15 protein-coding genes are annotated in these 13,426 nt (G+C 64.0%); 13 read left to right on the top strand and 2 right to left on the bottom strand.

The genetic code is table 11. The features are described from left to right. Positions 1 to 109 precede the first annotated feature (109 nt). The 6 genes from AC4D2M_RS06895 to AC4D2M_RS06920 are packed head-to-tail and all read left to right on the top strand — an operon-like array spanning position 110 to position 4,047. The gene (locus AC4D2M_RS06895) at positions 110 to 1,423 is read left to right on the top strand and encodes a molybdopterin molybdotransferase MoeA (RefSeq protein WP_490890862.1); all 1,314 of its coding nucleotides are present in this window, start codon (positions 110 to 112) and stop codon (positions 1,421 to 1,423) included. Further along, on the top strand, positions 1,420 to 1,899 hold the full coding sequence (gene moaC / locus AC4D2M_RS06900) for a cyclic pyranopterin monophosphate synthase MoaC (protein ID WP_490890863.1): 480 nt from the start codon (positions 1,420 to 1,422) through the stop codon (positions 1,897 to 1,899). The genes AC4D2M_RS06895 and moaC overlap by 4 nt, the downstream gene beginning before the upstream one ends. Next, positions 1,896 to 2,378 (top strand): MogA/MoaB family molybdenum cofactor biosynthesis protein, encoded by a 483-nt coding sequence (locus AC4D2M_RS06905; protein ID WP_490890864.1) that lies wholly within the window; start codon positions 1,896 to 1,898, stop codon positions 2,376 to 2,378. The genes moaC and AC4D2M_RS06905 overlap by 4 nt, the downstream gene beginning before the upstream one ends. Further along, complete coding sequence (locus AC4D2M_RS06910) at positions 2,368 to 2,799, top strand: molybdenum cofactor biosynthesis protein MoaE (protein ID WP_490890865.1); 432 nt, start codon at positions 2,368 to 2,370, stop codon at positions 2,797 to 2,799. The genes AC4D2M_RS06905 and AC4D2M_RS06910 overlap by 11 nt, the downstream gene beginning before the upstream one ends. Positions 2,800 to 2,815: 16 nt before the next feature. Continuing rightward, complete coding sequence (gene dapB / locus AC4D2M_RS06915; RefSeq protein ID WP_490890866.1) at positions 2,816 to 3,574, top strand: 4-hydroxy-tetrahydrodipicolinate reductase; 759 nt, start codon at positions 2,816 to 2,818, stop codon at positions 3,572 to 3,574. A gap of 17 nt (positions 3,575 to 3,591) precedes the next feature. Further along, positions 3,592 to 4,047, top strand: a complete 456-nt coding sequence (locus tag AC4D2M_RS06920; protein ID WP_490890867.1) for a hypothetical protein — start codon at positions 3,592 to 3,594, stop codon at positions 4,045 to 4,047. Here AC4D2M_RS06920 and AC4D2M_RS06925 read toward each other — a convergent pair whose 3' ends face one another. Then, complete coding sequence (locus AC4D2M_RS06925) at positions 4,048 to 5,229, bottom strand: heparan-alpha-glucosaminide N-acetyltransferase domain-containing protein (protein ID WP_490890868.1); 1,182 nt, start codon at positions 5,227 to 5,229, stop codon at positions 4,048 to 4,050. It lies immediately after the preceding gene. A 43-nt stretch (positions 5,230 to 5,272) separates the two neighbouring features. Here AC4D2M_RS06925 and dapA point away from each other — a divergent pair, with 43 nt between their 5' ends. The 6 genes from dapA (at position 5,273) to AC4D2M_RS06955 (ending at position 12,497) form a co-directional block, all read left to right on the top strand. Further along, positions 5,273 to 6,196 (top strand): 4-hydroxy-tetrahydrodipicolinate synthase, encoded by a 924-nt coding sequence (gene dapA / locus AC4D2M_RS06930; RefSeq protein WP_490890869.1) that lies wholly within the window; start codon positions 5,273 to 5,275, stop codon positions 6,194 to 6,196. An 18-nt stretch (positions 6,197 to 6,214) separates the two neighbouring features. After that, on the top strand, positions 6,215 to 7,906 hold the full coding sequence (locus AC4D2M_RS06935) for a ribonuclease J (RefSeq protein ID WP_490890870.1): 1,692 nt from the start codon (positions 6,215 to 6,217) through the stop codon (positions 7,904 to 7,906). Between the two features lie 51 nt (positions 7,907 to 7,957). Then, on the top strand, positions 7,958 to 10,813 hold the full coding sequence (locus AC4D2M_RS06940) for an FtsK/SpoIIIE family DNA translocase (RefSeq protein WP_490890871.1): 2,856 nt from the start codon (positions 7,958 to 7,960) through the stop codon (positions 10,811 to 10,813). Between the two features lie 9 nt (positions 10,814 to 10,822). Beyond that, positions 10,823 to 11,413, top strand: coding sequence for a CDP-diacylglycerol--glycerol-3-phosphate 3-phosphatidyltransferase (gene pgsA, locus AC4D2M_RS06945; RefSeq protein ID WP_490890872.1), 591 nt, complete (start codon positions 10,823 to 10,825; stop codon positions 11,411 to 11,413). Further along, complete coding sequence (locus AC4D2M_RS06950) at positions 11,410 to 11,973, top strand: CinA family protein (RefSeq protein ID WP_490890873.1); 564 nt, start codon at positions 11,410 to 11,412, stop codon at positions 11,971 to 11,973. Before pgsA ends, AC4D2M_RS06950 begins: the two co-directional genes overlap by 4 nt. 83 nt (positions 11,974 to 12,056) lie before the next feature. Beyond that, positions 12,057 to 12,497 carry a helix-turn-helix domain-containing protein gene (locus tag AC4D2M_RS06955; protein ID WP_490890874.1) on the top strand — a complete coding sequence of 147 codons (441 nt, stop codon included), beginning with the start codon at positions 12,057 to 12,059 and terminating at the stop codon, positions 12,495 to 12,497. Positions 12,498 to 12,576: 79 nt separating this feature from the next. Here AC4D2M_RS06955 and AC4D2M_RS06960 read toward each other — a convergent pair whose 3' ends face one another. Continuing rightward, complete coding sequence (locus AC4D2M_RS06960) at positions 12,577 to 13,050, bottom strand: MarR family winged helix-turn-helix transcriptional regulator (protein ID WP_490890875.1); 474 nt, start codon at positions 13,048 to 13,050, stop codon at positions 12,577 to 12,579. A gap of 40 nt (positions 13,051 to 13,090) precedes the next feature. On the opposite strand from AC4D2M_RS06960, the gene AC4D2M_RS06965 reads away from it, so the two are divergent. Continuing rightward, positions 13,091 to 13,309, top strand: coding sequence for a DUF3046 domain-containing protein (locus AC4D2M_RS06965; RefSeq protein WP_490890876.1), 219 nt, complete (start codon positions 13,091 to 13,093; stop codon positions 13,307 to 13,309). The last annotated feature ends 117 nt before the right edge of the window (positions 13,310 to 13,426 follow it).

Below are 13,426 nucleotides of genomic sequence, written 5' to 3' on the forward strand. Positions count from 1 at the left end.
CCACCACATGTGCAGTGAGATGACGGGCGAAGCCCGACTAGGCTGGTAGCTGCAGCATTCGATGCCGCAACACATGAAATGTCGGGGCGGGCTGATACAACGGGGCACAATGACACGAACAGTTGAGGAACATCAGCAGGCCGTACTCGGGCTCCTGCGCTACAGCAGCGCGTTCGCCGACGGACCGGCCGAGACCCTGTCGCTGGCAGCAGCCCGCGGCCGTGTGCTCGCCGAGGACCTGACGACGCCGGTGAGCCTGCCCCCGTTCGACAACTCCCAGATGGACGGTTATGCGGTGCACCGCGATGATCTCGCGGGCGCCGGCCCGCTGCGTCTGGCTGTGTCCCGGCCGGTGCCGGCCGGTACGGAGCCTGCCGCCCTCCAGCCCGGCCACGCCGCCCCGATTATGACCGGGGCGATGATCCCGGAGGGGGCCGCCGCCGTCGTGCCCATTGAGAGGGCTGTGCCCGCGCTGTTTCCCACCGCCGACCGGTACCGCGACGAGGAATCCCTCACCGTTGAACTGCCGGTGGTCGAGGAAGGTCTGTTCATCCGGCCTGCCGGCAGCGACCTGGTGATGGGAAGCGTTGCCTTCGAAGCGGGCACACTACTGGGACCTGCTCAGCTTGGCGTGATCGCTGCCTGCGGGCTGGCGACCGTACGCGTGCGTCCGCGATTCCTTGTGCTGCTGCTCAGCACGGGCGATGAGGTTCAGGAACCCGGCACTGAGCTCGCTCCCGGACGGATTTTCGACGCCAACACAACACTGCTGACGACGGCGTTGGAAGAGGCGGGAGCCGAGGTCCAGCTGCACAGTATCGTGGCGGACAACCCTGAGGTGCTTCGGCGGGCGCTCCAGTCCATAGGCCGGCCCGTCAACCTCATCCTGAGTACCGGCGGCATCAGCCAGGGTGCATACGAAGTCGTGAAGCAGGCGCTGGCCGACAGCAGCGTGGAATTCCTGTCTGTGTCGATGCAGCCGGGTGGACCGCAGGCAATCGGCACCATCAACGGGGTCCCCTTTCTGGGATTCCCCGGCAATCCGGTGAGTGCGCTGGTCTCGTTCGAGATGTTCCTCCGCCCGGCGCTCAGTACGGTCACCGGGATACCGGGTAACCGGGTCTGCCTGCCGGCACGGCTCACCGAAGACATCCAGTCACCGGAGAACAAGCACCAGGTCCGCCGCGGTGTCTACACCGACCGCTCCGGCCAGGGGGAGGGAATTGGCGACGTCACACTCCTTGGCGGCCCCGGCTCCCACCTGCTGCACGCCCTCGCCGGGTCAAATGCGCTCGTGCACCTGCCTGTCGGCACCGGAAACGTGGAGGCAGGAACCCCGGTCGCCGTGTGGCTGCTCACCGAACTCCGTGGAGGCATTCAGCCTCTTCATCCCAGCAACCCCAACCGAGAGGCGCTGACATGACCGAATCCAATTCCCGGCTCACCCACGTCCGCGACGACGGCTCCGCCCACATGGTGGACGTGTCTGAGAAGTCTGTCACTGCGCGTCAGGCCACAGCACAGAGCATCCTGCGGACAAGACCGGATGTCATCGCGCTTATCGCGGACGGGGACCTCCCCAAGGGTGATGCTCTCGCTGTTGCCCGGGTCGCTGGCATCATGGCGGCGAAGCAGACCTCGACGCTGATCCCGCTCTGTCATCCGCTGCCGTTGAGCAAGGTGACCATCGATTTTGAACCTGAGGGTGACGCCGTCGTCGTCAACGCAACGGTGAAGACCACTGCGGTGACAGGCGTCGAGATGGAGGCGCTGACCGCAGCGTCCGTCGCTGCCCTCACCCTGTACGACATGATCAAGGCCGTGGACAAACACGCCGTCGTCACCGATATCCGCGTGCTGGTCAAATCGGGTGGGAAGAGCGGGGACTGGGTCGCATGAGTACGCCCAGAACGGCAGCTCTCATTATTGCGTCAACCCGCGCGGCAGCGGGCGTCTACGAGGACGAATGCGGGCCGCTCATTCAGCGCTGGCTGGCCGGTAAAGGTTACGCCGTTCAGCGCGCCGAAGTGGTTCCCGATGGGGACGCCGTGCGCGACGCCCTTGCCGGGTGCCTCGACGGAAAGCCCTCCGTGCTCATCACCAGCGGAGGAACCGGCCTGAGCGCCGACGACGTCACCCCCGAACTCACCGAGCCCTTCCTCACACGCTCCCTGCCGGGGATCATGGAGGCAGTACGCCGGGCAGGTGCGGCAAAAACACCCATGGCCGCGCTGAGCCGGGGGTACGCCGGGGTTTCGGCCTCCACCTTCGTCATCAACCTCCCCGGCTCACCGGGGGCAGTCCAGGACGGCCTGGCCGTCCTGGAACCCATTCTCGACCACATCTGCGCGCAACTAGAGGGAAGACATGAGCACTAGCACCGTCCTGCACGCGGGAGTTTCCACCGAGCCGCTCGACCTGAACCATGCCCTGGACGTTGTCGGTTCTGCCGATTGCGGCGCGGTGGTGGGCTTCGGCGGAGTCGTTCGCAATCACGACGGCGGCCGCCAGGTTGATCGTCTCGGTTACAGCGCCCACCCCTCAGCCAGCGGCGTAATCGCGGAGATCGCCACGGAGATCGCTGAGAAGTACGACGGCGTGCGGATCTGGGTGGCGCACCGGACCGGCCCGCTGGAGATCGGGGATCCGGCCCTTGTCGCGGCCGTCGCGTCCGGCCACAGGGGCCAGGCTTTCGCTGCCTGCACTGAACTTGTGGATACCGTGAAGGCGCGCGCTCCGATCTGGAAGGAACAGTTCTTCTCCGACGGCACTGTGGAATGGGTCGGTGTGGATGGCTGACAGTACCCTTGGAGCCATGACACAACTGACCTCCGTCGCCGTCCTTGGCGCGTCCGGACGCATGGGTTCCGAGGCCGTCAAGGCAATCGACGCAGCCGATGACCTTCAGCTTGTCGCTGCGCTGGGCAGGCAGGATTCCCTTGACGATGTGGTGGCAGCCGGGGCGCAGGTAGTCGTGGACCTCACGGTGCCGGAGAGCACGGTACAGAACGTTGCATTCGCCGTCGAACACGGTATCCACGCTGTTGTCGGTACCACCGGGTGGGATGCGGAGCGGCTCGCCCGGCTCCGGGAGCTGCTTGCCGGGAACCCTGAGGTGGGCGTTCTGATCGCGCCGAACTTCGCGCTCGGATCGGTCCTGGCAACAGCCTTCGCCGCGCGCGCAGCGAAGTACTTCGAATCAGTCGAGCTGATCGAACTGCACCACCCGGACAAGGTGGACGCCCCGTCCGGCACCGCCGAGCGAACGGCCGAGCTGATCGCCGAAGCGCGCAGGGAAGCCGGTCTTTCGGCGAGCCCTGATGCTACCCGTACGTCGCGCGACGGCGCCCGGGGATGCGATATCGACGGCGTGCGGGTTCACTCCGTGCGATTGCGCGGTCTGGTGGCGCACCAGGAGGTCCTGTTCGGCGGCGTCGGAGAGCAGCTGACCATCCGCCACGATTCCTTCCACCGTGAGTCCTTCATGCCCGGTGTGTTGCTCGGTGTCCGGGAGGTCGGTTCCCGCCCGGGACTCACTGTTGGCCTGGACGGCTACCTGGACCTGCAGGCGTGAGGAACGCCGTGGAGATAGTGAAGAAATATCGCGTAAAAATCGGCGTAATCTTCGTCACTGTCCTGCTCGCCTTCTGGCTCGTTGTCGCCCTGCAACGGAGCGTCATCCTGCTGACCGATCCGGATCCCGTGGCGAAAGCACTCGGAGTCGCATACCTGCTGCTTCCGGCGATCGGAGCATGGGCGCTGGTTCGCGAACTGTCGTTCGGTGCCCAGACAGAGCGGATGGCCACCACGCTGCATGCTGAGGGCGGGCTGCCGGTCGATGACCTGCCGCGGACACCTGCCGGCCGGATCGTGCGGGAGGCAGCGGACGCCCAGTTCCCGGCCTATCAGGCCGAGGCAGAAGCCAATCCCGGCGACTGGCGTTCCTGGTTCCGGCTCTCATGCGCGTATGACGCCGCTGGGGACCGCACCCGCGCACGCCGCTCCATGCGGCACGCAGCGAAGCTGTTCCGCGGGCACGCCGACTAGCTAACGCTTCCGCACCGTTCCCGTCGACCGGGCCACGTCACTTGCGCCGGACGCCACATACTCGAGCGGACCGCGGGCGTTGAGTTTCCACAGCAGCAACCCGACCGCAAGGAATAGCGCGACCTGCACCCAGTAGACCAGTGCCGGGTCCAGTGGAACGTCCTGCTGATCGACGATGCTCATGATCCAGATATGGAGCGAGTAAAGGGTCAGTGTCATGGCACCGGGAGCAGAGAGCGGCAGCAGCAGCCACGGCAGCTGCCTGCCCACAAGAAAGCAGAGCCCGACGACGGCGGCGCCAGTTCCCGCTGTGTGCGCCAGATCCAGCGGCGTCCCCGAGTGCGGCGCGCTGACCGCCAGCCACCACCAGGTGCCGCTCTGGTCGATACCCGTAAGGATGACCGTGAGCATCGCTTCAATGTCATGGCCGCGTCCCTCCGGAGTCTCGAGCAGTACGGCCATTCCGCCGAGTGGCCCGAGGAGTAGAGCGCTGATGAACTTGGCCGAACCTGCGACCCCGACTCCGGCAAGGAGCAGGCCAATCTGTACACCCAACGCCCGCAGGTTCAGGCGGCCGATCAGCATGCCGAGGAGCAGATAGCTCAACCACTGAAGCGCGGGGTAGAAGCCGGTCACGAGGATGTCAGCGAGAAGTGTCACGGGCTGCCCAAAGTGCTCAAGCGCGGGGTTGCCGTCCAGATTTGAGGGATCGACAGTTGCCTCAATCCACGGCCGCAGAAGGAAAGCTGCGACCGGGGACAGCAGGGTCCATCCGACCGCCCACCAGGCGAGCTGCCGTAATGGCAGGCTGACAAAGGGCAATGCCATCAGGAACAGGACGGCGTAGTGGAAGAGGATCACCGCAATGTTGGTCTCGAGTCCTCCGAGCATCAGCCCCACCATCGCGATGACAACGGCGCGTGCTGCGATCCCGCGCCGGTCGCGGGAGATTCCGACCTGGTCGTGCAACCTGTTGCCGCCGCTCAACAGCGCCAGTCCAATACCTGCGACGAGTGCGAACAGGGCAGACGACCGTCCCGAGAAGGTGGCCCCTATCCACGACGCCTCCGAGGTGCCCTCCACATAGAGGGGGAAGATGTGGGTGGACATCATCCCGAAGAGAGCAATACCCCGGGCTGCGTCGATGCCGCTGAGCCGGCCCGAGCTTTGTGTGGTGGCCATGATGGAATGTTCTCACGCCCGCTGCAACGGGTAAGTTTGACCTATGGCTGCCTCCGAAATTCGCCCGCTCCCGTTCGGCTCTCTCGTCACCGCCATGGTGACGCCTTTCACCGCCGACGGCGCTGTGGACTTCGAAGCGACGGCCGCGCTTGCCGTCCGTCTCGTCGAAGACGGGTGTGACGGGCTCGTAGTCTCCGGTACGACCGGCGAAACATCCACCCTTGAAGACCAGGAGAAGGAAGACCTTTTCCGGGTTGTCGCAGAGGCAGTCGGCGGACGGGCGAAAGTGATTGCCGGCACCGGCACCAACCACACCTCACACTCCGTGGAGATGGCGAAGCGGGCCCAGCGAGCCGGCGCGGACGCGCAGCTGGTAGTGACCCCGTACTACAACAAGCCGACGCAGGCTGGTGTTCTGGCGCATTTCGACGCGGTGGCCGGTGCGTCGGACCTGCCCATCATGGTTTATGACATCCCCGGCCGGTCTGGCATCGCGATCAGCACGGAGACCATGATCCGTCTGGCCGACAACCCGAAGATCCTTGCTCTGAAAGACGCCAAGGCGGATTACGCGGAGGTGACCCGCGTGCTCGCCAACACAACGCTGGATGTCTATGCAGGGGATGACGGACTGACGCTGCCATGGATGGCAGCCGGTGCCGTCGGCGTCGTCAGCGTCAGTGCACACGTGGCCACCGCGCAATTCCGTGCCCTCGTCGACGCAGCGGCTGCCGGAGATTTTGTCACAGCGCGGAAGATTCACTTCGAACTGGACCCGGTTGTGCGCGCTGTCATGACGCACATCCCCGGTGCAGTCTCGGCCAAGCAAGTCCTGCGGTTGCAGGGCGTACTTTCCAACTCCGTGGTGAGGCTGCCGCTGGTTGATCCCACCGCTGTCGAGATGGAACCGGTACTGGCGGACCTCGCCGAAGCGGGCTGGGACTTTTCCGCGAGCACCGACCGCTAGCATCCGAAAGGCCGACGTATGACAGAACTCGCAGGAACCGCACTCATTCCGCCTCCACCACTAGCCGAAGGAACCCTCAGGGTTGTTCCACTGGGTGGTCTCGGTGAGATCGGCCGCAACATGGCCGTCTTCGAGATCGGCGGAAAGCTGCTGATTGTGGACTGCGGGGTTCTGTTTCCCGAGGAGACGCAGCCCGGCGTCGACCTGATCCTGCCGGATTTCTCCTACATTGAGGATCGGCTGGACGACGTCGTGGGCCTGGTGCTGACCCATGGGCACGAAGACCACATCGGTGCGGTGCCTTATCTTCTGCGCCTCAAGAATGACATCCCGCTGATCGGGTCGCAGTTGACGCTCGCACTGATCGAGGCGAAACTCCAGGAACACCGGATCCGGCCTTTCACCCTCACCGTTGCCGAGGGCCAGATTGAGCAGTTCGGCCCCTTCGAATGTGAGTTCGTCGCAGTCAACCACTCCATTCCAGACGCGCTTGCTGTATTCATCCGCACCGAAGCCGGTACGGTGCTGCACACCGGCGACTTCAAGATGGACCAGCTGCCCCTCGACGGCCGCATCACGGATCTGCGTGCCTTCTCACGGCTGGGTGAAGAGGGAGTGGACCTGTTTATGGTTGACTCCACAAACGCGGACGTGCCCGGCTTCACGACGGCGGAGCGTGAGATCGGCCCCGAGCTCGACCGGCTCTTCGGCCAGGTCAAGAAGCGCGTCATTGTTGCCTCTTTCTCCTCCCACATCCACCGCGTACAGCAGGTCCTCGACGCCGCGGCAGCCCACGGCCGGTTCGTTTGTTTCGCGGGCCGCTCGATGGTGCGCAACATGTCGATCGCCGCCAAACTCGGTTACCTGCGTGTGCCGGACGGGATCCTGGTTGACGTGAAGAACGTGGACAACCTGCCCGATGACCGGGTCGTATTGATGTCGACCGGCTCGCAGGGTGAGCCGATGGCGGCGCTGTCACGGATGGCGAACGGAGACCACCCGATCACGGTCGGGAAGGGGGACACTGTCATCCTCGCTTCCTCCCTCATCCCAGGCAACGAGAACGCCGTCTTCCGGGTTATCAACGGGCTCCTCAAACTGGGCGCCAATGTCATCCACAAGGGCAACGCCCGCGTGCATGTATCGGGCCACGCAGCCGCCGGTGAATTGCTGTACTGCTACAACATCCTCAAGCCGAGGAACGTCATGCCCGTCCATGGCGAGACGCGGCACCTGATCGCCAACGGGAACCTTGCGATCCAGACGGGCATCCCGAGTGAGAACGTCCTCCAGACCGACGACGGCTCCGTCGTGGACCTGAAGGACGGCGTGGCCCGGATTGTGGGAGCGGTGGAATGCGGATACGTGTATGTGGACGGCTCCAGCATCGGCGAGATCACTGACGCTGACCTGAAGGACCGCCGCATCCTCGGCGAAGAAGGCTTCATCTCGATCATCACCGTGGTCAACCGCAGCACAGGAACGATCGTCTCCGGGCCGGACATCCACGCCCGTGGCTTCGCCGAGGACGATTCGGTATTCGACGACATCAAGCCGAAGATCAGCGCAGCTCTGGCCGAAGCAGTCATGAGCAACAAGGACCACACCACCCATCAGCTCCAGCAGGTGGTGAGGCGCGTGGTGGGTACCTGGGTCAACCGCCGTCACCGCCGCCGCCCGATGATTATCCCGGTCGTCCTCGAGGCCTAGCGGGCGCGCTAATCCCGGGATCCGGGGGCACCATCGGGTAGCGTAGCGAGTATGGCGACTCGTACTTCCCCTCCTTCTTCGCGGGGTCAACAGCCGCGAGGTTCGCAACAGCCGCGCACCCGCACCACCTCAGCCGCTGGCCGGGGATCGACTGCCGCTGGCCGGGGATCGACCGCCCGCGGTTCGAGCAAGGCCCAGCCGGAGGCTGCGACAGAAGAAAAACTTCCGTGGCCCATGCGCATCGTTCGTGGGTTCTGGATGGGGCTGGCCCACCTGGTCGCCGGCGCCATCCGAAAATTCGGTCACGACGTGCAGCCGCAGAAAGACCTCCGCAGGGACGGTACGGGGTTCTTCCTCTTCCTCTGCGCAGCCGCGGTGGCAACGGTTGAGTGGTGGGCGCTGACGGGTCCGGTAGCCGACGTCGTGCATGCTGTCGCCGGTGGTTCCGTGGGTTGGATGGCGCTGCTGTTGCCCTTCATTCTGCTGATCGGGGCGGTACGCCTGTTTCGCTACCCGGAAAACCCCCGCGCCAATAACCGCATTGGGATCGGCCTCACCGTTCTTACATTCGCCGGTGCGGGCATTGCGCATCTGGTGGGCGGACAACCCGAACTTGCCGCGGGTCTCGACGCCCTGTGGCGGGCCGGCGGCGTGGTCGGGTATCTCGTTGCCGGGCCTGCCGCTGCAATACTCTCCGCCTGGCCCGTGGCTATTGTGCTTGCCTTCCTGCTGTTCGTGAGCATTCTCATCGTCACTGCCACGCCCTTTCGCCATATCCCGACCCGCCTGCGCAAGCTCTACGAGCACCTCATGGGTCAGGACCTGAACGACGGCGGCCAAGACAGCGGCGGCCAGCACAGCGACGAGCACGACCAGAGCTACCTGTCGGACCGCCAACGAGCGGAGGCCAAGCCGAAGAAGAAGAAGTCGCGCCTTTTCGGTGGGAAGAAGGACTCGAAGCAGGAAGAGGACCTGGACGGCTACGTCGGGGACGAAGCCTTCGAACGCGCTGTACTCGACGACGACGGCGACCCCGTCCCTGCGCCGCCGGCCATCCCTCCGGGCGTGCGTCGTCCCACCCAGCAGGAGCTTGCCACTGAGAAGATCAAGCGCAACCAGGGGTTGGAAGAGGCAGAGCCGGCCACCGAGGCAATGGCGGTCCTGCCGCAGACCAGCGCACCCGCCGCCCAGCCGGTCCACGTTCCATCGAACCCCGTCCAGCCGCAGGCCCCCGCAACGCCGATTCCACAGCGGACCGAGCAACTCTCCCTCGCCGGGGACGTGACCTACACGCTCCCGCCGTCAGATTATTTGCCCGCCGGCACTCCGCCGAAGGAGCGTTCCGAGGCCAACGACGCCGTCGTCGCGGCGCTTACCCATACCCTCGAGCAGTTCAACGTCGACGCGAAGGTGACCGGCTTCTCGCGCGGACCTACAGTTACCCGCTACGAGATCGAACTGGCTTCGGGCACCAAGGTAGAGCGGGTCACCGCGTTGTCCAAAAACATTTCCTATGCGGTCGCCAGTTCGGACGTGCGGATTCTGTCTCCGATTCCCGGCAAGTCCGCTATCGGCATCGAAATTCCGAACACCGACCGCGAGACGGTGTCGCTGGGCGATGTCCTGCGCTCCGGAAACGCCCGGAAGACGGACCATCCCATGGTCATGGGCGTCGGCAAGGACGTTGAGGGCGGCTTCGTCGTCGCGAACCTCGCCAAGATGCCGCACCTTCTTGTTGCGGGCGCCACCGGCGCGGGTAAGTCCTCCTTCGTGAACTCAATGATCACGTCCATCCTCATGCGGGCTACCCCCGATGAGGTGCGGATGATCATGGTCGATCCGAAGCGCGTTGAGCTGACGGCCTATGAAGGTGTGCCGCACCTCATCACCCCTATCATCACCAGCCCCAAGAAGGCTGCTGAGGCCCTGCAGTGGGTTGTCCGCGAGATGGACACCCGCTACGACGACCTCGCCAACTACGGCTACAAGCACATCGATGACTTCAACAAGGCGGTGCGGAACGGGAAAGTCGTGCCACCGCCGGACTCAAAGCGCGTTGTGCGGCCCTACCCGTACCTGCTGGTCATCGTCGATGAGCTCGCGGACCTGATGATGGTTGCGCCCAGGGACGTCGAAGACTCCATCGTCCGTATCACCCAGCTGGCGCGTGCCGCGGGCATCCACCTTGTTCTTGCAACCCAGCGGCCGTCGGTCGACGTCGTGACAGGTCTGATCAAGGCGAACGTACCGTCGCGCATGGCGTTCGCCACCTCGTCGGTAACCGACTCGCGGGTTGTCCTTGACCAGCCGGGCGCCGAGAAACTGATCGGACAGGGCGACGCCCTCTTCCTCCCCATGGGTGCTTCCAAACCGATGCGCGTTCAGGGTGCCTGGGTGACTGAGTCCGAGATCCACCGGGTGGTGGAGCACGTCAAGGAACAGCTGAAAGCGGTTTACCGTGATGACGTTGCGGTGGAGGCGCCCAAGAAGCAGATTGATGATGACATCGGAGACGATCTCGAGGTTCTGCTGCAGGCCACGGAACTGGTCGTCACCACGCAGTTCGGTTCCACGTCGATGCTGCAGCGCAAGCTTCGCGTTGGTTTCGCCAAGGCCGGACGCCTGATGGATCTGCTGGAATCGAGGGGAGTGGTTGGCCCCTCGGAGGGTTCCAAGGCGCGTGATGTTCTGGTGAAGCCTGATGACCTCGGTCCGGTCCTCGCTGCGATGCGGGGCGATGATCCGCCCGCAGCAGCGGCGGCGGAGCCCGAAGCTGATCAGAGCTTCCCGCCCGGTGGCGGCACCGATCTGGTCGCGGAGGATCTGGCCTCCCGTGCGCAGGCAGCTGACTACCATGACGACGACGAAGACGGCTCGGAAGACGCTTGGTCGCTGACAGGCAGGTAGCCTTTATCCGTGAGCAACTCTGACGCCGGAGCGGTACCAGTCCTGAACGTCGCGAACGTGCTGACGGTCGTGCGAATCGTGCTGGTGCCGTTCTTCGTGTGGTTCCTCCTGGCCGATGCAGGCCAGGGCGGCATGTTCCGCTGGCTCGCTGTCACAACGTTCGCAGTCGCCATCTACACCGACAAGCTTGATGGAGATATCGCCCGTAGCCGCGGCCTCATCACGAATTTCGGTAAGATAGCCGACCCCATCGCGGACAAGCTGCTCATCGGCTCCGCGCTGATCCTGCTTTCCGTGCTCGGGGAGCTGTGGTGGTGGGTCACCATAGTGATCCTCGTTCGTGAGCTCGGCATCACCTTGCTCCGGTTTGCGGTTATCCGTTACGGGGTCATGCCGGCCTCGCGCGGGGGAAAGCTCAAGACAGTTGTACAGACTCTCGCGATCTTCCTTTACCTGCTGGTGCCGGCCCTCGGGGCCTGGGCGTGGTGGCCTGCCGTCGTCGTCATGATGGCTGCTCTGGCCATCACCGTGGTGACTGGCGTCGACTACGTCATGCAGGCCGTCCGTCTTCGTCGCACGGCACCCAACCCACCGCTGTGAAGGCAGACCAGCCAACAACAGCGGACTGCCGGTCGAACGGCGGGCAGGCCCGTCCCGCGAGTCTTGAAAAGGCAGTCGCGCTTGCTCGTGAACGCGGCCTGACCATCGCTACGGGAGAATCGCTGACCGCCGGAATGGTTGCCGCCGCGCTGGCCACGGTCCCGGGTGCTTCGGCAGTCCTGCGGGGCGGTGTGGTCTCCTATCACCGGGAGGTCAAGGCAGGCCTGCTCGGAGTCTCCCCGGCGCTCCTTGCGCGCGTGGGCGCCGTCGACCGTGAAGTAGCCGAGCAGATGGCGCGGGGGGCAAGGCTTGCCTGCGGTGCTGACGTCGGCGTGGCTACGACCGGTGTAGCGGGCCCGGAGCCTCATGAAGGCAAAGGGGTGGGCACCGTCATCGTTGCTGTTGCTACGGTTGACGGTAGTGTAGTCCGGGAATTCCGGTTCGACGGCACCCGGGAGGAGATCCGGGAATCGACCTGTGACGCGGCAGTGAAACTGCTGGTAGAGACGCTTCAAGGCGAACCGGGGGAACAAACGGAGTTCCGCAATAGTTATCAATAGTATCCAGCACGTAGACCTGAGACGGGCTAGGCTTAAATCAGATGGTTGCACAGCAACCAGCACAAGGGAGTTAGGCGATCCACATGGTAAAGCAACCCGTATCCGTGAACGGTGTTATCCGTTGGCGGGATGTGGGTTTGGCAGAAGATCCGCAACGTAAGCCGAAGGAGCGCAAGATGGTCGTTTTACGCCACGAGATCGGAGACGTCCTGCGGGACGTCCGCCAGCGCCAGGGCCGTACGCTCAGGGAAGTGTCGCACAGCGCCCGGGTTTCCCTCGGTTACCTCAGCGAGGTCGAGCGAGGTCAAAAGGAAGCGTCTTCGGAGCTGTTGTCCTCAATCTGCTCAGCACTTGATGTGCCGCTGTCACTGATGCTGCGAGAGGTCAGCGATCGTCTGGCAGAAGCTGAAGGAGTCGCCGTTCCCGACACGGTTCCCCAGGAATTCGCCCAGCAGTTCGGCGGCGATATGCCTGAGGACTTCACGGACGGTTTCAGCCGGGGCCTTGCTGGCACCAAGAACTGATTCTGTACAAACTCATAATTCAACTCAACGTGTTGAGGAGAGGCTCGCCGAATGCGGCGGGCCTCTTCTTTTTCTGCTGCTACCAGTTGTCCTTGGTGTAGGTCTGATTGAGCTGGGAAATGAGGTTTCCGAGTGTCGTAAGGTCCGACAGGCTCCAGTCCTCCATCAATTGGTGAAAAGCTTCCTTTCGGGCCTCCTGCGCGGCGGAAAGCTGTCTTGAACCATCGTCGGTGAGACTGATGGACTGCGCGCGGCCATCAAGGGGATCGGCTGTCTTCTGGACCAGGCCGAGCTGCTCGAGCATAGCGATCTGCCTGCTGACGGATGGTTTGCCTACCCCGATACTTGCCGCCAGGTCAGTCAGGCGCATGGAACCCTCCCGCTGTAAGATGACCAGCAGCCCGTAGGCGGCCGGCTCCATGTCGGGGTGGACACGCCGCGCTACTTTGTAGGAGTTTGACCGTGCACGCCGCCACAGCATACTGAGCTGTTGTTCCAGCGCCTGAACGGCAGCATCGACGGCAGCATCGGGTTCCTGGCGGTCTACAGTCATGCGTTTCATTCTAGGGTTATCAGGAGAAGGAGGGCGTAGCATGCGCACAAGTGACTTCTGGCGGTTGATGGATGATGAGTTCGGGCCGGCCTACTCACGGACGCTGGCCCAAACCCTTCACTTATCCGGCCTCGGGGATCGGACGCCCGCGCATGCCCTGAAGGCGGGAATCGATCCGAAGGCGATATGGCTGGCGGTATGCGAAATGCAGGATGTGCCCGAGTATCGCCGGCTTGGGCGGGACGTCAAGCCCCGTTAGCCGGGACTCAAACACGCCGGTCGAATCAATCGAATATGTGTTCGGACCGGGCTATGCTGAACCCAGAAACATTCCCTGCCACACGTCCTCCACATAACCGCTGAACAGCGCAGGATG

This window comes from Arthrobacter sp. TJ-270 (genome assembly GCF_058269075.1).

What these genes read in the sequence shown, in the direction of transcription:
- AC4D2M_RS06895 (WP_490890862.1), top strand. Translation starts at nt 110, where the DNA reads ATGACACGAACAGTTGAGGAACATCAGCAGGCCGTACTCGGGCTCCTG.
- moaC (WP_490890863.1), top strand. Translation starts at nt 1,420, where the DNA reads ATGACCGAATCCAATTCCCGGCTCACCCACGTCCGCGACGACGGCTCC.
- AC4D2M_RS06905 (WP_490890864.1), top strand. Translation starts at nt 1,896, where the DNA reads ATGAGTACGCCCAGAACGGCAGCTCTCATTATTGCGTCAACCCGCGCG.
- AC4D2M_RS06910 (WP_490890865.1), top strand. Translation starts at nt 2,368, where the DNA reads ATGAGCACTAGCACCGTCCTGCACGCGGGAGTTTCCACCGAGCCGCTC.
- dapB (WP_490890866.1), top strand. Translation starts at nt 2,816, where the DNA reads ATGACACAACTGACCTCCGTCGCCGTCCTTGGCGCGTCCGGACGCATG.
- AC4D2M_RS06925 (WP_490890868.1), bottom strand. Translation starts at nt 5,229, where the DNA reads ATGGCCACCACACAAAGCTCGGGCCGGCTCAGCGGCATCGACGCAGCC.
- dapA (WP_490890869.1), top strand. Translation starts at nt 5,273, where the DNA reads ATGGCTGCCTCCGAAATTCGCCCGCTCCCGTTCGGCTCTCTCGTCACC.
- AC4D2M_RS06935 (WP_490890870.1), top strand. Translation starts at nt 6,215, where the DNA reads ATGACAGAACTCGCAGGAACCGCACTCATTCCGCCTCCACCACTAGCC.
- AC4D2M_RS06940 (WP_490890871.1), top strand. Translation starts at nt 7,958, where the DNA reads ATGGCGACTCGTACTTCCCCTCCTTCTTCGCGGGGTCAACAGCCGCGA.
- AC4D2M_RS06955 (WP_490890874.1), top strand. Translation starts at nt 12,057, where the DNA reads ATGGTAAAGCAACCCGTATCCGTGAACGGTGTTATCCGTTGGCGGGAT.
- AC4D2M_RS06960 (WP_490890875.1), bottom strand. Translation starts at nt 13,050, where the DNA reads ATGACTGTAGACCGCCAGGAACCCGATGCTGCCGTCGATGCTGCCGTT.
- AC4D2M_RS06965 (WP_490890876.1), top strand. Translation starts at nt 13,091, where the DNA reads ATGCGCACAAGTGACTTCTGGCGGTTGATGGATGATGAGTTCGGGCCG.